The 23,895-nt window shown below is 38.8% G+C and carries 25 protein-coding genes, 1 tRNA gene and 1 rRNA gene; 16 read left to right on the forward strand and 11 right to left on the reverse strand.

What is annotated here, in order from left to right; all coding sequences use genetic code 11:
- Positions 1 to 3 precede the first annotated feature (3 nt).
- Both J536_RS08470 and J536_RS08475 read right to left on the reverse strand, forming a co-directional pair.
- Positions 4 to 1,275, reverse strand: a complete 1,272-nt coding sequence (locus J536_RS08470; protein ID WP_032062601.1) for a sensor histidine kinase — start codon at positions 1,273 to 1,275, stop codon at positions 4 to 6.
- 515 nt (positions 1,276 to 1,790) lie between these two features.
- A tRNA-Leu gene (locus tag J536_RS08475) sits at positions 1,791 to 1,877 on the reverse strand.
- A 182-nt stretch (positions 1,878 to 2,059) separates the two neighbouring features.
- Here J536_RS08475 and queA point away from each other — a divergent pair.
- The 5 genes from queA (at position 2,060) to secF (ending at position 7,880) form a co-directional block, all read left to right on the forward strand.
- The gene (gene queA, locus J536_RS08480) at positions 2,060 to 3,097 is read left to right on the forward strand and encodes a tRNA preQ1(34) S-adenosylmethionine ribosyltransferase-isomerase QueA (protein ID WP_032062602.1); all 1,038 of its coding nucleotides are present in this window, start codon (positions 2,060 to 2,062) and stop codon (positions 3,095 to 3,097) included.
- A gap of 295 nt (positions 3,098 to 3,392) precedes the next feature.
- Positions 3,393 to 4,526, forward strand: coding sequence for a tRNA guanosine(34) transglycosylase Tgt (gene tgt, locus J536_RS08485; RefSeq protein ID WP_002116306.1), 1,134 nt, complete (start codon positions 3,393 to 3,395; stop codon positions 4,524 to 4,526).
- Positions 4,527 to 4,623: 97 nt separating this feature from the next.
- Positions 4,624 to 4,953, forward strand: a complete 330-nt coding sequence (gene yajC, locus J536_RS08490; RefSeq protein ID WP_002116168.1) for a preprotein translocase subunit YajC — start codon at positions 4,624 to 4,626, stop codon at positions 4,951 to 4,953.
- A 51-nt stretch (positions 4,954 to 5,004) separates the two neighbouring features.
- On the forward strand, positions 5,005 to 6,906 hold the full coding sequence (gene secD / locus J536_RS08495; RefSeq protein WP_002116237.1) for a protein translocase subunit SecD: 1,902 nt from the start codon (positions 5,005 to 5,007) through the stop codon (positions 6,904 to 6,906).
- Between the two features lie 8 nt (positions 6,907 to 6,914).
- A complete protein-coding gene (gene secF / locus J536_RS08500) occupies positions 6,915 to 7,880 on the forward strand; it encodes a protein translocase subunit SecF (RefSeq protein ID WP_005804728.1) in 966 nt (321 codons plus the stop codon).
- 67 nt (positions 7,881 to 7,947) lie between these two features.
- Here the strand turns inward: secF and coaBC are convergent, their stop codons facing one another.
- The gene (gene coaBC / locus J536_RS08505; protein WP_002116235.1) at positions 7,948 to 9,201 is read right to left on the reverse strand and encodes a bifunctional phosphopantothenoylcysteine decarboxylase/phosphopantothenate--cysteine ligase CoaBC; all 1,254 of its coding nucleotides are present in this window, start codon (positions 9,199 to 9,201) and stop codon (positions 7,948 to 7,950) included.
- 99 nt (positions 9,202 to 9,300) lie between these two features.
- On the opposite strand from coaBC, the gene radC reads away from it, so the two are divergent.
- Together radC and J536_RS08515 are read left to right on the forward strand one after the other, a co-directional pair.
- Positions 9,301 to 10,020 carry a RadC family protein gene (gene radC, locus J536_RS08510; RefSeq protein ID WP_080776814.1) on the forward strand — a complete coding sequence of 240 codons (720 nt, stop codon included), beginning with the start codon at positions 9,301 to 9,303 and terminating at the stop codon, positions 10,018 to 10,020.
- Positions 10,021 to 10,081: 61 nt separating this feature from the next.
- A complete protein-coding gene (locus J536_RS08515; RefSeq protein ID WP_005064169.1) occupies positions 10,082 to 10,993 on the forward strand; it encodes a bestrophin family protein in 912 nt (303 codons plus the stop codon).
- 5 nt (positions 10,994 to 10,998) lie between these two features.
- Here J536_RS08515 and J536_RS08520 read toward each other — a convergent pair whose 3' ends face one another.
- On the reverse strand, positions 10,999 to 11,850 hold the full coding sequence (locus tag J536_RS08520) for a PHP domain-containing protein (RefSeq protein ID WP_032062603.1): 852 nt from the start codon (positions 11,848 to 11,850) through the stop codon (positions 10,999 to 11,001).
- 44 nt (positions 11,851 to 11,894) lie between these two features.
- On the opposite strand from J536_RS08520, the gene J536_RS08525 reads away from it, so the two are divergent.
- The 4 genes from J536_RS08525 to mnmC are packed head-to-tail and all read left to right on the forward strand — an operon-like array spanning position 11,895 to position 15,231.
- Positions 11,895 to 12,509, forward strand: coding sequence for a septation protein IspZ (locus J536_RS08525; protein WP_032056726.1), 615 nt, complete (start codon positions 11,895 to 11,897; stop codon positions 12,507 to 12,509).
- 34 nt (positions 12,510 to 12,543) lie between these two features.
- Positions 12,544 to 12,846 carry a YciI family protein gene (locus tag J536_RS08530; protein ID WP_002116400.1) on the forward strand — a complete coding sequence of 101 codons (303 nt, stop codon included), beginning with the start codon at positions 12,544 to 12,546 and terminating at the stop codon, positions 12,844 to 12,846.
- Between the two features lie 4 nt (positions 12,847 to 12,850).
- Positions 12,851 to 13,333: a hypothetical protein gene (locus J536_RS08535; RefSeq protein ID WP_032056727.1), complete on the forward strand. Its 483-nt coding sequence runs from the start codon at positions 12,851 to 12,853 to the stop codon at positions 13,331 to 13,333.
- A gap of 23 nt (positions 13,334 to 13,356) precedes the next feature.
- Positions 13,357 to 15,231, forward strand: a complete 1,875-nt coding sequence (mnmC, locus tag J536_RS08540; protein WP_032056728.1) for an FAD-dependent 5-carboxymethylaminomethyl-2-thiouridine(34) oxidoreductase MnmC — start codon at positions 13,357 to 13,359, stop codon at positions 15,229 to 15,231.
- Between the two features lie 36 nt (positions 15,232 to 15,267).
- On the opposite strand, the gene J536_RS08545 is transcribed toward mnmC, so the two are convergent.
- Positions 15,268 to 15,582: a rhodanese-like domain-containing protein gene (locus J536_RS08545; protein WP_002116171.1), complete on the reverse strand. Its 315-nt coding sequence runs from the start codon at positions 15,580 to 15,582 to the stop codon at positions 15,268 to 15,270.
- A 91-nt stretch (positions 15,583 to 15,673) separates the two neighbouring features.
- Here J536_RS08545 and J536_RS08550 point away from each other — a divergent pair, with 91 nt between their 5' ends.
- The 3 genes from J536_RS08550 (at position 15,674) to J536_RS08560 (ending at position 17,274) form a co-directional block, all read left to right on the forward strand.
- A complete protein-coding gene (locus J536_RS08550) occupies positions 15,674 to 16,162 on the forward strand; it encodes a YajQ family cyclic di-GMP-binding protein (RefSeq protein ID WP_002051423.1) in 489 nt (162 codons plus the stop codon).
- A gap of 34 nt (positions 16,163 to 16,196) precedes the next feature.
- On the forward strand, positions 16,197 to 16,691 hold the full coding sequence (locus tag J536_RS08555; RefSeq protein WP_032062604.1) for a DUF4442 domain-containing protein: 495 nt from the start codon (positions 16,197 to 16,199) through the stop codon (positions 16,689 to 16,691).
- A 76-nt stretch (positions 16,692 to 16,767) separates the two neighbouring features.
- The gene (locus J536_RS08560) at positions 16,768 to 17,274 is read left to right on the forward strand and encodes an ester cyclase (protein ID WP_032056729.1); all 507 of its coding nucleotides are present in this window, start codon (positions 16,768 to 16,770) and stop codon (positions 17,272 to 17,274) included.
- Between the two features lie 70 nt (positions 17,275 to 17,344).
- Here J536_RS08560 and J536_RS08565 read toward each other — a convergent pair whose 3' ends face one another.
- The 3 genes from J536_RS08565 to J536_RS08575 are packed head-to-tail and all read right to left on the reverse strand — an operon-like array spanning position 17,345 to position 19,097.
- Complete coding sequence (locus J536_RS08565; RefSeq protein ID WP_002116010.1) at positions 17,345 to 17,761, reverse strand: acyl-CoA thioesterase; 417 nt, start codon at positions 17,759 to 17,761, stop codon at positions 17,345 to 17,347.
- Between the two features lies 1 nt (position 17,762).
- Positions 17,763 to 18,200 (reverse strand): thioredoxin TrxC, encoded by a 438-nt coding sequence (gene trxC / locus J536_RS08570; RefSeq protein ID WP_032056730.1) that lies wholly within the window; start codon positions 18,198 to 18,200, stop codon positions 17,763 to 17,765.
- Entirely contained in the window at positions 18,201 to 19,097 is an 897-nt protein-coding gene (locus J536_RS08575; protein WP_032056731.1) for an alpha/beta hydrolase, read from the reverse strand.
- A gap of 192 nt (positions 19,098 to 19,289) precedes the next feature.
- Between J536_RS08575 and J536_RS08580 the strand changes: the two genes are divergently transcribed.
- Positions 19,290 to 19,625 carry a TIGR01244 family sulfur transferase gene (locus J536_RS08580; protein WP_002116083.1) on the forward strand — a complete coding sequence of 112 codons (336 nt, stop codon included), beginning with the start codon at positions 19,290 to 19,292 and terminating at the stop codon, positions 19,623 to 19,625.
- Positions 19,626 to 19,916: 291 nt separating this feature from the next.
- Here J536_RS08580 and J536_RS08585 read toward each other — a convergent pair whose 3' ends face one another.
- The gene (locus J536_RS08585) at positions 19,917 to 21,395 is read right to left on the reverse strand and encodes an Ig-like domain-containing protein (protein WP_032062606.1); all 1,479 of its coding nucleotides are present in this window, start codon (positions 21,393 to 21,395) and stop codon (positions 19,917 to 19,919) included.
- A 146-nt stretch (positions 21,396 to 21,541) separates the two neighbouring features.
- Between J536_RS08585 and J536_RS08590 the strand changes: the two genes are divergently transcribed.
- Complete coding sequence (locus J536_RS08590; protein WP_014207656.1) at positions 21,542 to 22,915, forward strand: dihydrolipoyl dehydrogenase; 1,374 nt, start codon at positions 21,542 to 21,544, stop codon at positions 22,913 to 22,915.
- Positions 22,916 to 22,977: 62 nt separating this feature from the next.
- Here the strand turns inward: J536_RS08590 and J536_RS26470 are convergent, their stop codons facing one another.
- Complete coding sequence (locus tag J536_RS26470; protein ID WP_032062610.1) at positions 22,978 to 23,508, reverse strand: NMCC_0638 family (lipo)protein; 531 nt, start codon at positions 23,506 to 23,508, stop codon at positions 22,978 to 22,980.
- A 136-nt stretch (positions 23,509 to 23,644) separates the two neighbouring features.
- A 5S ribosomal RNA gene (gene rrf / locus J536_RS08600) occupies positions 23,645 to 23,759 on the reverse strand.
- Positions 23,760 to 23,895 lie beyond the last annotated feature (136 nt).

Here is a 23,895-nt window from a genome sequence, read left to right on the forward strand (position 1 = left end):
GGATTAGACTAATTTTGCTTCTGATGAAGAATAATGTTCGGTATGTACCTCATGACTTTCTTGAGCTGAAGGTAATAGAACCTTAAATGTCGTTCCTACCCCTTCTTTGGAGCTAACAGTAATTTGCCCCTGATTAATCTCGACAAAACGCTTGCAAAGACTCAAACCTAAGCCGGCACCTTTTTCACCTGCAGTGCCTTTAAAACTAGCGGTAATACGTGGATGGAATAAATTTGCTATTTGTTGCTCGGTCATGCCCAGACCTGTGTCTCGAACAGTAATTTCTACATTTGTATCCGCTTGTTGAGCTTCAATAAAGACTTTGCCTGATCCATCAACGTCGGTAAATTTCAACGCATTTGACACCAAGTTCTGAATTACAGAGGTCATCATATTGATATCGGCGTAGATGTTTAAATCATCTGGAACACCATTAACCAGTTCAATATTTTTCTTTAAAGCTAATGTATGCAGTACATCGCAAACGATATTGCTGACTTGTCTAAGTTTAAAGTTAATCGGGTGATAGACAAAACGCCCTCCCTCGGCCATCGCCCATGTCAGCAAACTTTCAAGCAAGTTATAGGTCGATTGTGAGGTGTCATATAAATAATCTGCAATATTTTGAATACTCGATTCATCTAAAGTTTCTCGCTCTTTGGCGAGTACCTCAGAAAATCCAAGCAATCCATGAAACGGTGCCCGTAAGTCATGTGAGATAATCGAAAAGAATTTCGTCTTACTCGAATTAATCGCTACCTGTTGTTCATAGAGTTCGTTTAACTCTTCATAGTTAAACTTCAACTCAACTTGCTGCATAAAAGTAGAACAATAATCGAGCAACAATTGAATATCATCATCTTCAAACGTTGCAGCATCGTCATCAAAAAAGACAGCAAAGCCCATCGAGGTTTTATCAGGGTGTAAAAGATGCACGGCCAGTGCCCTGCTGCACTCAATATTTAATTCTTTTAAATAGTTGATTAAATTTTGATATGAAGGATGTAAGTGATTAATGACCTGTTGTTTGGCGAAGCACTGTTTTAAATGCTTTGATGGTTTAAACGAGATTGCCGTCATGCCTTCAGGGCAACGGTGCCAAAAGTAAGGTTCCTGATTAAAAGTCAATAAGGCTTTTTTACAATTCAAAAGACGAAGACTAAACCGGAAAAATTGTTCGATGTAGTTCTGCTCGGCATTTAATCCAAGCAACAGAGATATCCTACAAGCACTTAACTGCTCAACCTGATTTAGTTCTAAACGTTGGAATGTCATTGCCCGCCTCACAGATTATGTCGTTTTTGGTCGGAACCGCTCTCAATAAATGTACTTATAATCATTATGATCTACTACAAACTTTAACACAGTACATTAAAAGAGCAACGTTCTTTTCAAAATAGAAATGTGAAGTTTCAATTAAAGATTTTCAGATACATAAAGTGGGTATGCTTGAGGAAAATACAACAAATATTTGAAGGTAGACAGTTGTAAGATGTTAGAAATGCGAGTTCATAATATTATTAAAAGATGGTCAAAAATATTAGTTGAATAAGAGTTTAGATTCTTGCTCAGTTTCGCTTTTATCAAAGATGTTTGGTATTTAAAGAAGAACTTCTTAAGCTTAAAAAATGAAAGATTTTTTATAAGCTCTAAATTTATAGCTAGAAATTCGAGTCCGACCCTCGGGATCAAATAATAATTTCTTAAGCTCTATCCACTTTTTTATACCCAACAAAAAACCCCTAAACCGTTAGTTTAGGGGTTTTCGTAGAATCTTACGATTCTGAATATGGTCCCGAGGGTCGGACTCGAACCGACACGTCATCTCTGACAGCGGATTTTGAGTCCGCCGCGTCTACCAATTTCACCACCTCGGGAGAGGAAGTATGTTTGTGTTGCGTATATTAGCGCGTTTGTAAAACTTGTCAAACCCTAAGTGAATATTATCGTTCACTTTTAGATCATTTAAACATTTTTCATGATTTAGGTCAGAAGCACAGCCATAAAAAAGCGAAAAAGTTTATACTAGGCCCAATTTTTGTGGTGTTTTTTCTCAAATATGCAACTGTCTGACTTTTCCTTTGAATTACCTGATGAACTTATTGCCCGTTACCCACTTGCATCACGTAGTGCTTCACGGTTATTGCACCTAGATTCAAAGGGTCAATATCACGATCACATGTTCACAGACATTATCGATCTGTTCGAAGAGGGTGATTTGTTGGTGCTTAATGACACCAAGGTCATGAAAGCTCGACTTAAAGGAAAACGCTCTACAGGCGGTGCTATTGAGATTTTGGTTGAGCGTATGCTGAATCACACCACGGCGTATTGTCATATCAAATCTAGCAACTCACCTAAAGCAGGTGCAGAGCTTTTCGTCGGTGCAGATAATATTCCTGTGATTGTACGTGGCCGTCACGAAAATTTATTTGTGGTTGAGTTTTCACAGCCGATCTTGCCTGTTCTTGAGCAATATGGCCAGTTACCTATTCCACCTTACTTTAACCGTGAAGCAGAAGAAATTGACACTGAACGCTATCAAACGGTTTTCCATAATCCCGAAAAAATTGCCAGTGTTGCCGCTCCTACTGCGAGTTTGCACTTTGACGAAGAGTTACTAGCAAAGTTAGAGCAAAAAAATGTTCAAAAATCTTTTGTGACTTTACACGTCGGTGCTGGCACATTTATGCCTGTTCGTACTGATGACATTACCAATCATGTCATGCACAGTGAATGGTGTGATGTTCCTCAAGAAACTATTGATTTAATTTTGGCGACTAAAGCACGCGGCAATAAAGTGATTGCCATTGGTACAACCGCGACACGTGCTTTAGAAAGTGCAGCTCAAGCTCATGGCGGTAAAATTGCAGCTTGGACTGGCGACACACAAATCTTTATCTATCCAGGTTACGAGTTCTGCATCGTAGACCGTTTAATTACTAACTTCCATTTACCAGAGTCTACCCTGCTCATGTTGGTATCAGCGCTATCAAATAGAGACAACATTTTGGCTGCCTACGAACATGCAGTTAAAAGCCGCTATCGTTTCTTTAGCTATGGCGATGCAATGCTGATTGATAAATTAGAAGTTTAAAAATTAAAATTCTGATCGATATTGTTAATCATCTATACACATCCTCTATTAAAGGATGTAAATATTTAGCAATATCGATTAGCTTTGCCAAACCGTTTATAATTTTTTAAAAGCCTAAATTCTAGATATTTCCTTCATTAAAATATCTATGTCATAAAATCTATCCTTAGTTTCCCCCACCTTTTTATATAACGGCTACATTTAGTAGTAGAACTACGTCGCAGAATCAAGGAAAATAGCCCTCTTTTTAGCAGCGAACTGTTTCTTCGCCTCTGCTCGTGTTCAGGATTTTTAGATGAAGTTTGAAAAATTAGGTCAGTCGGGGCGCGCCCGTCGTGGTCGTTTAACTTTAGAACATGGTGTTGTTGAAACACCTGTTTTTATGCCAGTGGGGACTTACGGCACAGTCAAAGGCATGTTACCTCGTGACATCGAAGACATTCAGGCACAAATTATTTTAGGAAATACGTTCCATTTATATTTGCGTCCGGGTCTTGAAGTGATTAAAGAACACGGTGGTTTGCATGACTTTATTAAATGGAATAAGCCAATTTTGACTGACTCTGGCGGTTTCCAGGTTTTTAGTCTTGGCGCAATGCGCAAAATCAAAGAGGAAGGTGTTACCTTCCGCTCACCGATTGATGGTTCAAAAGTATTTTTATCACCTGAAATTTCTATGGAAATTCAGCAGGTCTTGAACTCTGACATCGTCATGATTTTTGATGAGTGTACGCCTTACCCTGCGACACATGAAGAAGCTCAAAAATCATTGCAACTTTCTTTGCGCTGGGCAAAACGTTGTAAAACTCATCACCATGATGAGCTCAAAAATCACAATGCGTTATTTGGCATTATTCAAGGTGGCATGTATGAAGACTTACGCGATGAGTCTTTAAATGGCCTTTTAGAAATCGGCTTTGACGGTTACGCAATTGGAGGTTTATCTGTAGGTGAACCTAAAGAAGAGATGATCAAAGTTTTAGATTATCTACCAAATAAAATGCCACATGACAAACCTCGTTATTTGATGGGCGTTGGTAAACCAGAAGATATCGTTGAAGCGGTGCGCCGCGGTGTCGATATGTTTGACTGCGTAATGCCGACTCGTAATGCTCGAAACGGTCATTATTTTGTCACTGATGGTCTGGTACGTATTCGTAATAGCAAATATCGCCATGACCAGAGTCCACTCGATCCACATTGCGATTGCTACACTTGTAAAAACTTTACCCGCGCTTATCTATTCCACCTTGAAAAATGTGGAGAAATGTTGGCATCTATGCTCGGTACTATTCATAACTTACGTTATTACCAACGTTTGACTGAAGGTATGCGTGATGCATTAGACAATGGCACATTTGATGAATTTGTTCAGGACTTTTATGCCCGTCGTGGTTTAGAAGTTCCACCATGTCCGGTTGATGAATAAGCCAGATTTGCGCTCAACCTCAAGACAAGGTAAATTGCAAAACGAATTAGGATTATGTCAGTTATCTGACTCATATTTTTAACTTTAGGAAATCAAAATGAGCTTTTTAATTTCTGCTGCTCATGCAGCACCGGCAGCTGGCCCAACTAATGGTATTTTGCCAAACATCTTGATGATTGTCGTATTCGTTGCAATCTTTTATTTCTTAATTTGGCGCCCTCAAGCAAAACGTGCTAAAGAACACCGTTCTTTGATCGAGAGCTTAGGTGTGGGTAGTGAAGTTGTTTTTGCTGGTGGTTTAATGGGCAAAGTAACCAAAATTGAAGGTGACTATGCAGTTGTTGAACTTAGCCGTGGTGTAGAAGTAAAAATTCAGCGTGCCAGCGTAATTTCAGTATTACCTGAAGGCACTCTAAATAACCTTTAATCATAAAACAGTCGTGCTTTAGCACGGCTTTTTCATTTAAGAAGAAAGCGAATGCGTTACCCTGCATGGAAATATTTACTGATTCTGGTTGTTCTGGTAATCAGTACATTATACGCACTGCCGAGTCTATATCCGGATGAGCCCGCTGTTCAAATTTCCGGTGCCAAAGCTGGTACCCAAATTGATCAAAGTGTGGTGAAAAAAGCAGAGCAAATTTTAAAAACAGCAAATATTGCGAGCCATGACAATACTTTTACAAATAATGCTGCCCTATTGCGTGTCAGTTCATCTGAAGCACAGTTAAAGGCAAAAGAAGTATTACGTCGTGACTTAGGTGATGAATATGTTGTCGCCCTAAACCTTGCACCAACCACACCGGAATGGCTGCAAAAGATTGGGGCAAAACCAATGAAACTTGGTTTGGACTTACGTGGTGGTGTCCACTTCTTGCTTGAAGTAGATATGGACAAAGCCGTTGCCCAACGTATGGAAACCTCTGCCACCGATTTGCGTCGTCAGTTCCGTGAAAACAAGATCAAATTTAACAGTCTTGCATTAACAAATAATGTGATCACTGTTCAATTTGCTGACAATGCTGACCGTGATGCAGCAATGGATTTTTTACGTCGTAATGGGAATGAATATACCCAACAGGCATTAGCAAGCTCTACAGGTTCTACTTTAAAGCTTACTTATACTGATGTACGTCGCCAAGAAATTCAGTCATATGCGGTAAATCAGAACTTAACAACATTACGTAATCGTATTAACGAACTTGGTGTTGCAGAAGCATTGGTACAAAGTCAGGGTAGCAACCGTATTGTTGTTGAATTACCAGGTGTACAAGATACAGCTGAAGCTAAACGTGTTTTAGGGCGTACTGCGAACCTCGAATTCCGTTTAGTTTCTGACTTAAATGATCAATATATCGATCCATATACGGGTAAATATAATGGTCAACCTTTACCTCCGGGCACAGAAGTTTTTGCTTATGAGTCTTTAGATAGTGGTCGTCAACTCTTGTTGCAACGTAACCGAATCTTGACTGGTGAGCGTGTTCAAAATGCAAGCTCTGGCTTTAGTCAGGACTCTGGCGGTGCCGAAGTAAATATCACGCTCGACAGCGCTGGCGGTAAGCTAATGTCCGATGCAACCCGTAATGCAGTTGGTAAACGCATGGCGGTATTGTTCATCGAGAACAAGCAAAAAATTAACTATGTCACAGATCCAAAAACTGGTGCACAAACAGAAGTTCGTACGCCATATACTGAGTCTGTAGTCATTAATGCAGCAACAGTTCAAGCTGTTTTAGGTTCGACTTTCCGTATTACCGGTTTAAGTTCTCCTCAAGAAGCATCTGAACTTGCATTAATGCTTCGTGCTGGTGCTTTGGCTGCGCCAATGTACTTTGTTGAAGAGCGTGTAGTAGGTCCAAGCCTTGGTCAAGAAAACATTGATAAAGGTGTATTGTCTACTCAAATCGGCTTCTTGCTCGTTGCAATCTGGATGGTGGTTTTCTTCCGCGTATTCGGTTTAATCGCGAACTTTGCTCTTGTGTTTAACTTGGCAATGATTTTAACTGTGATGTCATGGATTGGAGCTTCCCTCACCTTACCGGGTATTGCCGGTATCGTTATTACCATTGGTATGGCGGTCGATGCGAACGTATTGATATGTGAGCGTATCCGAGAAGAAATGCTCTGGGGGGCCTCACCCAAACAGGCCATTGTGGCCGGTTATGATCGAGCCTATAACACCATTTTTGACTCGAACTTAACCACGTTCCTCGTTGCATTCATTCTGTTTGCAATTGGTACAGGCCCAATCAAAGGTTTCGCCGTGACATTAATGATCGGTATTATTTGTTCGATGTTTACTGCAATTACAGTAACTCGTGCAATCGTACAAATCATTTATGGCAAACGTCGTAATTTGAAAAAGTTGAGCATTTAAGGAGATCGATGATGACTAAAGTGACTCAACAAGATTCAAAACAATATGGTCGTCCGGATGATGCAAAAATCATCCCGTTCATGAAGATTGCCAAACCTGCGGCGATCTTCTCGATCCTTATTACTTTGGCAAGTATTTTCTTTATTGCGACTAAAGGTCTTAACCTCGGTTTGGACTTTACAGGTGGTGTTTCAGCTGAGCTTAACTATGCTCAACCAGCCAATCAGTCTGAAGTTATTCAGGCACTCGATAAAGCTGGTTTTAAAGATGCTGTAGTACAAACCTTAGGTAGTAATAAAGACTTACTTGTGCGTATGCCAGTACAAGAAGTTAAGGTTGAAGACCTTAGTAATGCGATTACTAAAGCAGTGCAGTTACCAAATAATGCTGCCGAAGTTCATAAAGTGGACTCTGTTGGTGGTCAAGTTGGTAATGAACTCTATGTCCGTTCTGCTGGTGCCGTTGCACTTGCACTTATCTTAATGTTGATCTACGTAACCATTCGCTTTGAGTTTAAACTCGCGATGGGTGCCGTAATGTCTTTATTCCACGACATCATCATTATTATTGGTGCTTTTGCATTATTCCAATGGCCATTTGACCTTACAGTGTTAGCTGCGGTACTTGCTGTTATTGGTTTCTCGCTTAACGATAACATTGTAGTGTCAGACCGTATTCGTGAAAATTTCCGTAAAATTCGCGGTGCGACTCCTCGTGAAATCGTCGATATTGCGTTAACTGAGACTTTACGTCGTACCATTCATACATCAATGACTTTATTGCTGGTTGTTCTAGCTATGATGTTCTTAGGTGGTGATGGTCTACACTGGTTCTCTGTGGCAATGTTTGTTGGTGTATTTGTCGGTACTTATTCTTCGATTTATATCGGTACTGCATTTGCATTATGGCGTGGTCTTAACCGTCAAGACTTCATTGTTCAGGTTAAGCCTGAATTTGAGGATGAAATTCCTTAAGCTGTCTAAAACAAGACAAATAAAAAAAACCGCGATTCATTCGCGGTTTTTTTATTTGATTCAAAAATTATTTACGGCGTAATGCATCTGAAATAGCTTCAACCAATTGTTGAGAAATTTCCTGTTTAGATGCTTTCTCCAACTCACGCTTTTTCATGTGATAGCTTTCAGCAAAGAAAACTGTCATCGCATTCTCATCAGAAGCAAACCCAATATCAGCACGTGATACATCGTTACACGCAATCATGTCTAATTTTTTAGCAACAAGTTTACCTGCCGCATATTCTTCAACATTTTGCGTTTCGGCTGCAAAGCCCACCATAAATGGACGTTTTTCCTGACCTGCGATTGTTGCCACAATATCCGGATTTTTGACAAGGGAAACATTCAACTCATCCCCTGCTTTTTTAATTTTATGCTCAGCAACTTCTGCTACGCGATAGTCTGCAACTGCCGCAGTCGCAATAAAAATATCGCAGCCTGTTTCTAGTGAACTCATACTGACATCGAGCATTTGTCGTGCTGAGGCAACATTTACACGTTGAACACCATTAGGCGTATCTAAACTTACAGGTCCCGCAATCAGAGTCACTTGCGCGCCAGCAGCATAACAAGCAGCGGCTAAAGCAAAGCCCATTTTTCCAGTACTATGGTTTGAGATATAACGGACAGGGTCAATCGCTTCACGTGTTGGCCCAGCAGTAATAACTACTCGCTTACCTGCCAACAGCCCAAATTTCTCAGCGATGGCACGTTGAGCTTGATGGAAATAGCCAGCGACTTGGCGAGCAATTTCTTCTGGCTCAGGCATACGGCCTAAGCCAACATCACCACAAGCCTGCTCACCCGCATCCGGCATGATCACATGCACGCCATCTTCGACCAAGGTTTGCAAATTACGTTGTGTAGCTTTAGCAGCCCACATTTGCTGGTTCATCGCCGGAGCTACCCAGACAGGAGATTTTGTTGCCAAAAAAACTGTACTGAGCAAGTCATCTGCCAAACCATTCGCAAATTTAGCCAATGTGTCACAGCTTGCAGGTGCGACTAGTAATAAATCAGCCCAACGTGCTAATTCAATATGTCCCATACCCGCTTCAGCCGCAGGGTCTAGAAGTTCAGTATGAACAGGATTACCAGAAAGAGCCTGAAAAGTTAGTGGTGTAATAAATGCCTGAGCACCATGTGTCATCACCACTCGCACGTCAAAGCCATAATCTTTGAGGCGGCGGACTAAGATAGCACTTTTATAGGCAGCAATTCCGCCAGTAACAGCTAAAACAATGTTTTTATGAGGAATAACACTTAGATCAAAGCTCACGAACAGGATACCTTTCTGTTGCAGTGGCGCTCACAATAGCATTAAATACGCGCAGACCCAAGATTGATTGGGCAAACAAAATAAAATTTTAAGCGAATAATGCTGGGGAATATGAATACTTCTATTAAAAATTGGCCTGAACAAGAACGGCCAAGAGAACGGTTATTACAACAAGGTCCACAAAGTTTATCAGATGCTGAGCTACTCGCGATTTTTCTTCGCTCAGGTTCAAGGCAACATTCAGCAGTCGAGTTATCTCGTTTACTCATTCAGCACTTCGGTAATCTTAATGCCGTGTTTGATGCCTCATTTAGTGAGTTAACTCAATTTAATGGCATTGGGGCAACGAAATATTCACAATTACTGGCAGTCAAAGAACTTGGACGGCGTTATCTCGATCATCACTTCCAGACAAATAATATCAGCCTTCATTCATCAGATTTAGTTTTGGATTATCTGCGTTATGAATTAAAAGGCGAAAAACAAGAAGTCTTTGCTGTTTTGTGCCTAGATCCCGAATTAAGAAAGCTTCATTTTAAAAAGCTATTCTTTGGTTCAGTTCAGCATTGCGCAGTCTCGGTCAATCAAACCCTACGCTACGCCTTACAGCAACATGCTTGCCAGCTCGTTATTGCACACAATCATCCATTTGGTTCAGCGCAGCCTTCTTCCGAAGATATTGCCTTAACTCAGCAACTTGAACAGGCTTGTCAGCTTGTCGAAATTCGTTTGCTTGACCATTTTATTATCTCACCAGAAGGGAGCTTTTCCTTTGCTGAACAACAACTGCTCAACCCAGCAACAATATCATTTCAATGATATTGACAAAGTACCACTAAGCCTAGAAGATCAAAACAAAAATAGCGACGTTTAAAATAAAATGATTGTTCGGGAACAGCCTAGTATTTTCAAAGTTTTATTCTCTTGGCGAGGCACAATTTTACCCAAAATTTTGCCATCCCTAGGCGTTGTGATGCTGATCTCGGCAATCATTGGTGGAGTGGAGTACATCAATCTTTATCGCTTTCCAGAGATTCCTTTGGTTGGCTTCACGCTCATTGGTGTCGTACTTTCAATCTTCCTAGGATTTAAAAATACTGCGTGTTATGACCGTTGGTGGGAGGCCCGAAAATTATGGGGCGTTCTAATCGCAACTTCACGCCATTTTGACCGTGACTGCCGTATTTTAACTCAAGCTCGCCGTGAGCGTGTTATTCAACATGTGATTGTTTTTGCTAATGTATTGCGTGACCGTTTACGTCGTCAGACGGCGAACCCAACTGAGTTGATTCAAACCAGTGGTATGAGTCAGCAAGCACTCACTCAACTCTACCAACAAAATAATGCCCCTCAGTACACGCTCAGTCTCATTCACTGGGAATTGTTGCAGGCACTTAAAGAAGGCGAAATTTCTGACATCATTTATGCACAAATGAATAAGAATGTTGCCGACTTAAGCGTCGTACAAACTGGCTGTGACCGAATTGCCAATACACCTATTCCATTTGCTTATTCAGTTTTACTTAACCGCACAGTCTATTTTTTCTGTTTTATGTTGCCGTTTAGTCTGGGTTCATTGCTTGGATTAGCAACACCTTTACTCGTCGGAATTTTGGCATACACATTTTTAGGTCTAGATGCGCTAAGCTCTGAAATTGAAGAGCCCTTCGGTACTCAAAGTAATGATTTACCGCTAGATGCAATGGTACGTAGTATCGAGATTGAACTATTAGGGACTCTCGGTAAACCTACCCCACCGCCAATTCAGGCTCAAGATAACAACTTACTATAAAAAGTTTAAACAAAACGTTCCCAAATCCCATACTGCTTATCAGTGGGTTTAGGCGTATTTCCGAGTTTAATCCATGGCATATTTTCACCATGAAAATCACTGCCAATTGAAACTGCCAACTGATATTGTTCAATCATTCGATCAATCATCTGGCGAGTAGATAGAGGTTCCATTGGTGGAGGTAACTCAATTGCATCTCCACCTGATGTCGCGAATAATTCAATTAAATAACGAACGTTAGTTGCAGATAAATCATAACGGGTCGGATGTGCTAATACTGCGAAGCCTTTACTTTGATGAATCACATCAATCGTTTCTTTTAAGCCTAGTCCTTCAAACTTTACAAAAGCACGTTTTCCTTCTTTTAAGAAACGATCGAATGCTTGTTGAGGACGAGTCACGACATTTTTCTCGACCAATGTTTTAGCAATGTGAGTTCTTGTTATCCTATCCGCCTGATGTTCTACTTTAGCAAGAACATCATCATAAATCTGAAAGCCAATACATTTTTCTAATAGCTCACAAATCACTTTAGCTCTTTGCGCTCTAATTCTTTTTTGTTGTTCTAATGCTTCTAGAATTGGTGCTTCATCTTGCATATTTAAAGCAACAATATGTACACCATAACTCTTCTTAGTGGTTGGGCGCGACCATTGACTAGAAATCTCTACACCAGAAATAATATTTAAATCATGACCTTGTGCAGCAATTTTTGCACGCTGTAACCCATCCATTGTATCGTGGTCAGTCAAAGCCAATGTATGCAAGTTCACATCTATAGCAGCTTGCACCAGTAATTCCGGAGACAAAGTTCCATCAGAAATATTGCTATGTGTATGTAAATCTATGCCTTGCATCTTTTATACTATGCCATTCGCCAAACCTGATCAGATACTCTAACATGAAAGCACTTCTGGACTTTGTTCCATTAATTATTTTCTTCTATTTATATAAAACAGTTGATCCAACTGACACCCAGCATCCTTTACTCAAACTGATCGGGTCTGCTGGTGGTGCCGATAATAATAATATTCTTGTAGCGACGACTGGATTAATTATTTCAATGCTTGTGGTATATGGTGCCCTATTCGTTTTCCAAAAATTCCGTCTTGACAAACAACAGTGGTTTGTATTGTTTATGACTGTCATTTTTGGTGGTATCACCCTCATGTTAAGTGACGACTTCTATATTCGTCTTAAAGCTGCGATTTTAAATTTAGTTTTTGCAGGCGCATTCTTGATTTCACCTTGGTTTGGTAAAGATCGTAAACCACTCATTCAACGCTTATTTGACCCGATTTTAGATTTGAGTGAAAAAGGTTGGAAAAACCTCAATTTTGCTTGGGCTGCGATGTTTGTCGTGATGTCTTGTCTGCATATATTCTTCGCGTTTTTATTTCACGGTGGAAAATATTGGGGCGAATTTACTGCATTTGGTGACATGATCGTGATGTTTTCATTTATCATTATTCAGTTCATTATTTTACGCAAACATTTTAAGTCACCAGATGCTTAAAATGCTTCCTGATTGATTATAGAGATACGATTACATGCCTTTTTTTGTTCTAAGCTGTACCGATAACGAAGGAACTTTAGAAAAACGCTTGGCAGTACGCCCTCAGCATATCGAACGCTTACAAAAACTCGATGATGAAGGCCGCCTTGTTACAGCGGGTGCTATGCCAAAAGATCCTAATGATCCGCAAGCAGGCTTCTATGGTAGCACCATGATTGTTGAATTCGACAGTCGCGAAGCATTAGATGAATGGTTAAAAGAAGAACCATTTCTTAAAGAAGGCATTTATGCTCACGTTGATGTAAAACCGTTTAATAAAGCATTTCCAAAAGGGTAATCGCATGCAGCTTGCAATCAAAAGCTTTCTTGGCTTGTGTTTGATATGTTCAACTGCTGGAGCAGTTGAACCTGCTGCGACACCAGCAACTCCTTCCCCAAGTGCGCCTTCAACTCAAGCCGCTAAACCAGCTCCAACATCTTCAACTGGAGCCAAAACTGCAGCGACGACAGCACCAACTGCAACACAACCACTTACAGCAGAACAGCTCGCAAAGAACAAGCAACAGCAAGACGCAAAAATCAAAGCCCTGGTTCAAGATCAAGCATCTCGCTTAAAACAGCTAGAACATGCCAACCTTGAAGCATTGGCCCAGAACCAAGAGTTACAGCTAAAAAATGATAATCTCTCTGTTCAGGTTCAAGTCTTACAAAGCGAACGAAGTGCGCAAATGTTTTTATATGGCGCTGTTACCTTAGCGGGTGGTGTATTGCTAGGTTTCTTTATTGCTAGTTATATTCATACAAAACGTCGACGCCAGTGGTAATACCAAGCGATCTATTAAATTCAATGAACGTATCAAACCGTATCCAAACAGCAGAGCTGGACTGGGAATTTGTCGATGGTATCGAGATTCCCATTTCTAAACAATTTGGTGATGTCTACTTCTCTAAAGATAATGGCCTACTTGAAACACGACATGTTTTTCTAAATGGTAATGACTTATCAGAACGATTAGCTAATCTAAAAGATTTTGAATATTTCAGTGTAGGAGAAACCGGTTTTGGTACAGGTTTAAATATTCTTGCACTCTGGCAACTTTGGCGGCAAGTTCGTCCTGATAATCAAAGCCATTTACATGCAATTAGCGTGGAAAAATTTCCATTAAGTAAAGCTGATCTTATTCGCGCTTTAAATGTCTGGGATGAACTTAAACCACTTGCAGAGCAGTTAATTGAACAATATCCCCTGCCTATTGCTGGATGTCATCGTTTAACTTTTCCTAAAGAACGTTTTAGCATCGATTTATGGCTTGGAGATGCGCAAGAAATTTTCCCAAGCATGGCTAAAACTAAAGCTGTGAATGCCTGGTTTTTAGATGGCTTTGCACCATCTTGTAACCCAGACATGTGGGAACAAAATGTTTTAAATAATATTGTCCGTCTTTCAGGTTATGGCACTACCTTTGCCTCTTTTAGTGTTGCTGGCATTCTAAAACGTGGACTCAAAGCACATGGTATTGATATTTCTCGTCCACGTGGTTTTGGCCATAAACGAGAAATGCTCAAAGCAGTCTGGAATCTGCCTGAATCTGATGAAGGTTCCACAGAATTAGGGCAAACTCATACATTGGCTACAGAGCAACAGCATATTGCGATTATAGGGGCTGGTGTAGCAGGTTTAAGCACGGCGTGGGCATTTGCAGCACGTGGCCACCAAGTGACCTTATACGAGCAAACCAAGGCACTATTGGGTGCCTCTGGAAATCCTTTGGCATTACTTAATCCGAAACTATGCCCAATTGAACAAAGTCATGAACATCTCATGACCTTAAGTTGGCAACATGCTTTAAATTTTTATAAAAATTTTAATGCATTCCGTCCACTTCAAATTCAACAAATTGCATTGAAAAATGCAGAAGAACTTCTAGATTTGGTAAATCAGTATCCAGCTCAAGTTGTTACCAACTCAGTGAGCTCACTTGAAACTGATTACTCAAGCATATTACTAACTGAGGCTGGTTCCGTTTCACCACATCAATTACGTGATGAAATTTTGCAGCATCCATGTATCAATCTCAAAATTGCCCATGTCACAGCACTTGTTTCTTCTGAAAATAAAGTTCAATTGCACACCGACAATCAAATTATTGCAGAAGCAGATCATGTCGTTGTGTGCTGTGCTCGAGAAAGTGCTGCTTTATTTGACAGCTATCCACAGTTAAAACCAATACGTGGACAAGTGAGCTGGGTTGATAATACGTTTGCTCCCCTGCCTTTAAATGAAGCTTATAGCTATGGCGGCTATTGCATGCAACTTGATGCCTCGCTGATGATTTTAGGTGCGTCTTTCTACCCAAATCGTGAAGATCAAGATGTACTTCCCGAAGATCATGTACATAACTTTGAATTAATCCACAACGTATTCCCTGAATATGCTGAAAAGTTACCGTCACCTTCGATATGGCAAGGGCGTGCATCCATACGGGCACAAAGCTTGGATTATTTTCCGCTGGTTGGAAAAATGCAGGACAATAGCCGAATTGCTACTTTTGCTGGGCTTGGCTCTAAAGGGTTCTTATTTGCCCCGCTGTGCAGTGAAATCTTAGTTGCTCAAATGTTAGGAGAAGCTTGTCCAGTACCAGACCACTTATTACAAAAATTGAATCCTCAACGGTTCCAAAAGAAAGTGAAACCTAAAAAGCCTTATTTTAAACCGCAATAATTCACTTCAATAAAAAAGCACCCGAAGGTGCTTTTTTTATGCGCCCTGCTCTAGAGGCAAGCCAGCATCACGAGCTGCACGTGTCCCGCCCATCAGCACGACATATTCACGCGAGGCATCCAATCCTTCTAGTTTCTCAGCTGCACGAGGAGCTTTGCTACCACCACCACATAAAATATAAATCGGCTGACCCGCAGAGACCTGGTTCAAAATATCAGCATTCAAATCATTAATTGGGCGATTCACCGCACCTTTAACATGCCCTTCTGCATAAGCATTAGTATCACGGACATCCCAGATAACAGCATTTTCTGGGAATTCAAATGTTGTAATTTCTTGTTTACGGATCATTGTGCACTCCTTTGATGTAAACAACACTTGGCAAATGAAGAAAACCCTCTTAGCATCTCAAATATTCTTTCACTTTGTAAAGGTCTAAACTATGCCTTCTTTCGATATTGTCTCTGAATTAGAGTTATTTGAAGTTAATCATGCTGTACAAAACACACAAAAAGAGATTGCAACACGCTTTGACTTCCGTGGTCACGATGTTTCTATCGAATTAAATGAAAAAAATAAAGAAATCAAAATCAGTACCGAAAGTGATTTCCAGTGTGAACAAGTTTATAACATGTTAGAAAATCATTTTTATAAACGTAAAATTGATGTTCAAGCACTTGATCCACAAAAAGCTGCGGCTTCAGGCAAAAACTTTGTACAAGTCATTAAACTTAAAGATGGTCTTGACTCTGATACTGCAAAAAAAATTAATAAAGCCATTAAAGAAAGTGGCGTTAAAGTGCAATCTTCTATTCAAGGCGACAAAATTCGTGTGACTGATAAAAAGCGTGACACCTTACAACAAGTCATGACTTTTTTACGTGAACAACAATTCGGTGTGCCATTACAGTTTAATAACTTTAAAGATTAATATCTTGTCGGCCATTTAAAGCTAAGGTAATCCCATGTCTCAATCCAACCGTCTATCAAAACTGGTAAAAGCAACTTCAAAATTCCCTAAAGGCATTCGGAGCACGCTTTGGAGCAAGGCGTTTGGTCGTATCGTACCAATGGTGGGTACAGCAAATATCCGCTATCTGGAAATAGACTCAAACCACGTTACTGTCCGTTTAGATAACCAAAAAAATATGCAGAATCATATTAAAGGCGTCCACGCTGCGGCTATGGCTCTTTTAGCAGAAACTGCAACAGGTTTTCTAACCGGTTTACATATTCCCGATAATCGAATTTTATTAATCAAATCATTACATGTAGATTATTTAAAAGTGGTTGAAGGCGGTTTGACTGCTACAGCAACATTGTCTGTTGAACAACAAAAGTTTATTGCAGATAATGAGAAAGGCGAACTTGTGATTCCTGTTACTGTGATTGATGATGCAGGCAATGAACCAATTCAATGCCAAATGCTCTGGGCATGGTTACCTAAACGTAAGAAATAATAACTAATCTAAAGTATTTTTAGACGGTTATTTACCTCAAGATATAAAACTAATATTTTGTATCTTGAGGTTAAAAATGAAAAAAATATTAATTCTTTCCTCTTTATTTACCAGTTTAATATTTACAACAATAACGGCTCACGCGACTGAACCCAGCATTAAAACCAGTAAAGTAACTTCGGCTAAATCAGAAGCTATTGATAAAGTAAGTGCTCAAAACAAAAGAATAGTGACCGACTTTTATGAAGGTGTCTTTTTAAAACATAAAGTTAAAGAATATGCAGACCGCTATATTGGTCAACAATACATTCAGCACAATCCTAATGTTCCAGATGGGAAAGCACCTTTCGTTAATTTCTTCACTGAAAAATTCCAAAAGAATCCGCAAGCTAAAAATGAGATTAAACGTGCGATTGCTGAAGGTAATCTTGTCGTTTTACATGTCCATTCGACTGAAAATGAAAAAGATCGAGGAAGAGCGATTGTTGATATATTCCGTGTTGAAAATGGAAAAATCGTAGAGCATTGGGATGTAATACAAAATATTCCTGAGCAAAGCAAAAATACAAATACGATGTTTTAATTTCTAAAAACTCATTTTTCTTTTGAATAAAGATTAAAGCCTGAATACTAATATTCAGGCTTTCTGATTCTTATTGAGTTTCCAAAAACTTTTGTTTCGCTTCTTCAGGTATTTGACGCTTATTACCTTTTACATCTACTGCTACAAAGGTAAAAACTCCTTCAGTAATGCGTATTGGTTCACGAGAGTCATCATGACTATCCCAAACTTCAATTTGCATCTGAATAGAAGTATTTCCAACTTTTAAGATCTTGGTATAGCAGCTAATGACAAAGCCAACTTTTACCGGAACCAAAAAGGTCATTTGATTAATAGAAATCGTAGCACAGCGACCACGACTGAAACGTTCTGCGTGAATTGCTCCAGCCAAGTCCATTTGTGACACAATCCATCCACCAAATACATCACCACTCCAGTTTGTATCTGCTGGCATGGCAATCGTTTGTAAGGATAAAATTCCTTCTGGTTTGGTATAAGCTTCTGACACCTTAGCTCCCGAAATTCGTTTGAAGTTGTTGATCGAGCCACTGTTGCAATTCAGGCGCACGTAATGCACCGCTAATACGCGCGACCTCTGTCGTTTTATTCATTAAGACAAGTGTCGGAATACTTCTCACATGAAAAGCTTGGCTCAAGCGAGGAGATTCTTCGGTATTAATCTTGGCAAAGATAACGCCTGGATTTTGTTTTGCGACCTGCGCAAAATGTGGAGCCATCATTTTACAAGGTCCGCACCATTCTGCCCATAAGTCTATAAGAATAGGTAGATCACTATTCGTGATGTAGTTACTAAAATTTTGCTCATTTAACTCAATAGGTACAAGCGGTAGTAAGGGCTGATGACATTGCCCACAGCTTGGTTGCTCCGGAAGTTTTTCTTCTGGAACTCGGTTTTTAGCACCACACGATGCACATACAATAATCATTTACATCACTCCTATATGCTGATGTAAAAATTCTAATTGGGTTGTTACTGCTTTTTCAAACCATGAACCGTGATAGATATCAAAATGTTTCATATCCCATTCATGATAATTCACAAAAGGCGCAATATTTGTCGCAGCTTCACGGCTTGACTCAATAGGAATAAGCGAATCTTTTTGAGCAGCAATAAATAAAACAGGAATATTAATCTGGCGCACAACTTGAATTGGACGGTAGCGCATCAGATTAAAGAAGACACGAGCTGGGACTTCCCCACTCCAATAATAGTCAGGATTTACAATCGATAAATAGCCATAATAACTATCTGCGGTAGGCATAAAGCATAGGTTATGTTGATCAACAACAGGTAATCGCTTTGGATTAAGCCCCATCTTTGATCCCATATAATCCTGACTCGATAGCTTTAATGCTTGGGGATAACGCTGTAAAGGATAGAGCTTGGCAGTTTCAGCGCCATCTACATATGGAATTTGTACTAAAACTGCTTGAATATTCTTTAACTCAGAAGCTAGGCTTAGCGCATATCCCCCACTTAAAGAAGTTCCCCAAAGCACAATCCTTCGGTTATCTACAAGTTTACAAGTCGAAGCATACTGAATCACTGTCTTCCAATCTTCTAATTGTAAATTGATAGAGACCATTTCTCTAGGCTTGCCAGTACTACCGCCCCAATATCTGTAATCAAATAAAATAACAGCGTAACCTGCTTGTGCAAATCGCTGGGCATACTGAATGAGTTTAAATTGACGCAATCCGGCAAAACCATGCGCCATGATAATTACCGCAGATTTATTATTTGTTTTTGGAATATAAAAGTCAGCTGCGATCATTTCCTGATCACATGGAACATATAAAGGCTCAACCGTATAAGCGTGCATATGTGCTCCGTGGCATTATGGTCGAAGTAATGAATTTACAAAAAACATCCTGATCGCCTTTTAAAAATCTAGAGCTGTTCTATGACATAAGTTTTATCTATGTAGGAACAACGTTTTAGTGTCTTGTATCTCAGGTTAAGCTTAATGCTATGATACAGCATAAGAGGTTTTGTTAAATTTTGGAGTGACGAAATGTCAGATAATGTTGGTTTCGCAGGTCAAATTGGTCCAGAACACGTTGGCCAAGTTGTAGAAAAAGGATTTAAATCTATTATTAATAACCGACCAGATATGGAAGGCGGCCCAGAACAACCTACAAGCGCTCAGATTGAAGAAGCAGCACGTCAAGTAGGCTTAGACTATGTTTATCAACCTGTTGTAGCTGGACAGATTACTGAGCTAGATGTACGTACTTTTGCTAATCATTATAATGAATTGCCAAAACCTGTGCTGATGTTCTGCCGCACAGGAAACCGTTCAAATAATCTATATCAATTAGCAAAACAAATGGATTTATTAGACGATTAAATTATTGAATGAGCCAACGAGAAGCTCTATTTTTCCTAAAAAGTAGAGCTTTTATTAATAAAAAGAATATATACAACTGTATCAACTCAACAGATATATAAATAATTTTCAGCTAAAGTATTAAAATCACATTAAATTTCTCAGTTCTCTTATGAATAAACTTATATTTTTATTGGTCAGTTGTCTTATTCTTAGTGCATGCTCATCTATGCAGGTCCGACCTACCGTAGGAGTTAGTATGGGAACACAACTCTAAAAAAAGAAGCAGCTTAAATGCTGCTTCTTTTTATATTAATTACCATTTGAACAATTTGGATCTATTCCATATGGGCTTTCTATATTTGGCCCATTAAGATCAGTAAGATTAACATCTTTCGATAGATAACCTAAAGTTAAAGATGTAGATCCTTTAATTAAACTTCCCGAAACTGTAGATTTAGCAGTTAACTGAACAGTTAACCATGATGCATAAATTTTAGGATATTGAATTTTAAGATCAAAACGTCCATTTGCATCTGTCGTATATTTATTATTGGTTGCAGCGGTACCTGCACTGTTGATATACGATACAACTTGGACTGTAGAATTTTCTTTAAGCGGCTTTAATTGATTAATAACGTCCCCATTCACATTTACAGCTTGGACTGGTGATGTACAGGCTGTTCTAATAACAGGAAGATATTCATCTGGTTTACCATCAGTTGGATTAGAAGTATCAACAAACCCATATCGCCCCTTATAATACGCAAGAGCATTAACGCCCATGACTACATCTTGATTGGGTATCGGTTTACCATCCACATCAGTCACTTGTACTGAAATATTTTTATAGTAGTAGACTCCATCACTTGAATCTTCCATTGTGGTCGGATTATATGCTACGGCAATAGCGCCTACTGCTACTGGTACATCAGAATTAACCACATCAAGTTTATAAGTATAAATTTTTGTAGATTGGCCAAAGTTTGCTTCTAAAACAAGATCATCTGTTACGAACTGAGCAGCACTATATGATGAAGTTCTTTGATTTTCACTAAAAGATAAAGTATAGGTGATCTGACCATTTGCATCAGTTTGTGTCGTATTAGGAGTAAATTTGACACCATTTAAAACTGAATTTCTAACTTTAAGTGTAATCGCTTGGTTTGCTAAAGTTGCACCATTTGCATCTACAGCTGTTAATGTGACGGTTGTTTGATCACCTCTAACATTTAGAGAGGTTTTTGTAGCATCAAACAATACAATACTCGTAGTATCAGCTTCGACAGTACTGTTGCTACCTGTTACTGTCACTGTCTGTTCTTGAGTAAGTGTACCATTATTCGTAGAGACTTTTAATTTAAAACCATTTTTCACCAACTCATTTATCGAACTCGATGTTTTTGGTGTTTTTATAATGTATATAGCATTACCTGCCGCATCAGTAGTTTGAGTAGATACGCCTTCTATAGATACGTTATTTGTTGGATCATCTAATTCCAAAGTGATATTAGCACCAGCAACACCGCCTTTATTCTTATCTAAAGCTCTAACAGTAACAGTTAAAGTATCATTCGTTGCAGCAACTGATAATTTATCTAGTTCTATCTTTAAAGCTGTAGCAGTCGCTTGCTGAGATCCGCTATTACTACTTCCAGATGATGAGTTACTATTTGATGAACCATTTTGGTAATAGCCATCACCGCCTCCCCCACCACAACTTGCTAACATAATTGACACAGCAATAGCCGACAACTTTAAGGTAAGTTGTTTTTTATACATACTTTTCATTTCCCCAATCTTTCCTAAAGGTATAAGATTTTTTAATTATTTATATTATTAGTGTAATCATATTCACCATACTCTGTAAACATAAATTACATTGTGTTTTATTATGTAACTTATTAAGTGAAAACTTATAGATATTGGAATTTATAATGTTCGATATTATTATCATTGGCGCAGGTACTGCTGGTATTAGCGCATACAAAGAAGCCGTTAAACATACCAACAATATTTTAATTATAAATGATGGACCATGGGATACCACTTGTGCCCGTGTAGGCTGTATGCCAAGTAAAGTTCTCATCTCTACAGCAAACCGTATGTTTGACATTCAAAATGCTCAAGAGGTTGCTTTAGATGTATCTGCAAATATTAATACTGATCAAGTGATGCAGCATGTACAAACTTTACGTAACAGATTTACACAAGCAACTTTAAAAGATGTAGATCAATGGCCGACTGAGCATAAAATTTCTGGCAAAGCATATTTTATTGATGCACAAACTGTAGAAGTTAACGGAAAACGGTATAAATCAAAAAGTTTTATTCTAGCTGTTGGTTCAACTCCTAATTATGATCAAATTTGGAAGCAAGAATTAGGAAACCGGCTTATAACAACAGACCAAATATTTGAGTTAAAAACACTTCCTAAATCTATTGCTGTAATTGGTAGTGGTGTGATCGCTCTTGAGATCGCACAAGCTATGCATTGTCTAGGTGTAGAAACAACAATCTTCGCTCGCAGTAAACGAATTGGAATCCTAACTAGTTCTAGACTTCAACAGCTTGCACAAAAAGAGCTAGGAAAAGAATTAACAATTCTATTCGAGACTTTACCGAGTGAAGTTAAATGCAGTCAGGAAAACGCTGTATTAACTTACCAATTTGATGAAACAGAGAAAACTCTCGAAGTTGAATATGTTTTAGCTGCAACCGGCCGTACAAGTTTAATTGATACTTTAAAACTAGAAAATATTGATAATTCATTCAAAGATATTAAGTTATTACCTGTAAATGCTAAAACTAAGCAGCTAGATACATATCCAATTTTTGTTGTCGGTGATGCTTACACCTCAACACCACTACAACATGAAGCAGCTCATGAAGGTAAAAAAGTTGTTTATAACTGCTTAAATTATCCGCAGGTAAACTCAGTTAAGACACTTACTCCATTAGGAATTGTCTTTAGTCATCCTGAAATGGCGATCGTAGGTCAAAGTTATAAGCAATTAAAAGATGAAGGTATAGATTTTATTACAGGCGAAGCCTCTTATGAACGACAAGGAAGAGCTATAGTTCTTGGAAAAAATAAAGGTGCTATTGAAGTTTATATAGAACGAAAAAGCCAAAAGCTTCTAGGTGCTGAGCTATTTACAGAAGCAACTGAACATATGGCCCATTTATTAAGCTGGATAATAGGTGAAGAATTAACGCTAAATGATATTCTAGAGAAACCCTTTTATCATCCGACTTTAGAAGAAGGTCTTCGCACTGCTCTAAAGCATGCGCGTAGACAACTGAAATAATCGATTTTAGAAGAGCTCTTTATTAATAAAAATTGGCTCTTCTCTACTTCACATTGCTTTAATTAATTCATTTGATGGGAAAGAACCGCAACTAATGAAGCATTCTTTTCAGATGAACTAGTATATATCCATGTTTCTAAAGCCTTCCCATTTTTAAAAATAATATAATTTGTTGTGGTCAAATTCTTATCTTTATATACTTCTTTTTTATAAGTTAGGCCCGTAGATTCTGGAGGTAGCCAGCTTTCTAAATTCTTCTGAATTTCAGTTGAATTTCCTTTATTTATAAATAATGAACATACGCCATTATCGAGTTGAGTAATAACAAATTTTCCTTCAGAGGAACTTATCATCCATGCATGACCATTATAATCTTTTAAAAAATGCGCAGCATATTCATTAGGCATTTGGATAAATCCCATATTTTTTGCTTGTTTATTTATTAATTCTGGATTTCCTCTAGAACTTACACAAATATTTAAAAAAGCTTTTGTACTATACAAACTTTTCACAGTTTCATTAGCATATATACAACTACAACTCAGTGTTGTAGCCAATATAAAGGAAAATATTTTAAATTCTGAAAATTTCATGATTAATACTCTTGTTATCATTCTAAATAATGTGATTTATATCATAATTCATTCTAAAGTTAGTCGGGGATTTAGATTTTTTTATCGCAATAAAGAAACACCCCCATTCATTAGAACGGGGGTGTTTAGAATAATGAGCTGGCGATGACTTACTCTCACATGGGTAACCCCACACTACCATCAGCGCTAAGAGGTTTCACTTCTGAGTTCGGGAAGGGATCAGGTGGTACACTCTTGCTATGGTCGCCAGCACAACTGGTATGGATACTTGCTTCGTTTTATTCACTGTGTGATACGTTGCGTTTTCCAAATCTTTACAGATGGGCTGATTGAATCTTACTTTATTTGTTCATTTTAGCTAGTAGTATAACTAAATCAAGTTGCTTT

This window comes from Acinetobacter sp. 809848, from assembly GCF_000581275.1.
Classification (GTDB): domain Bacteria; phylum Pseudomonadota; class Gammaproteobacteria; order Pseudomonadales; family Moraxellaceae; genus Acinetobacter; species Acinetobacter pittii.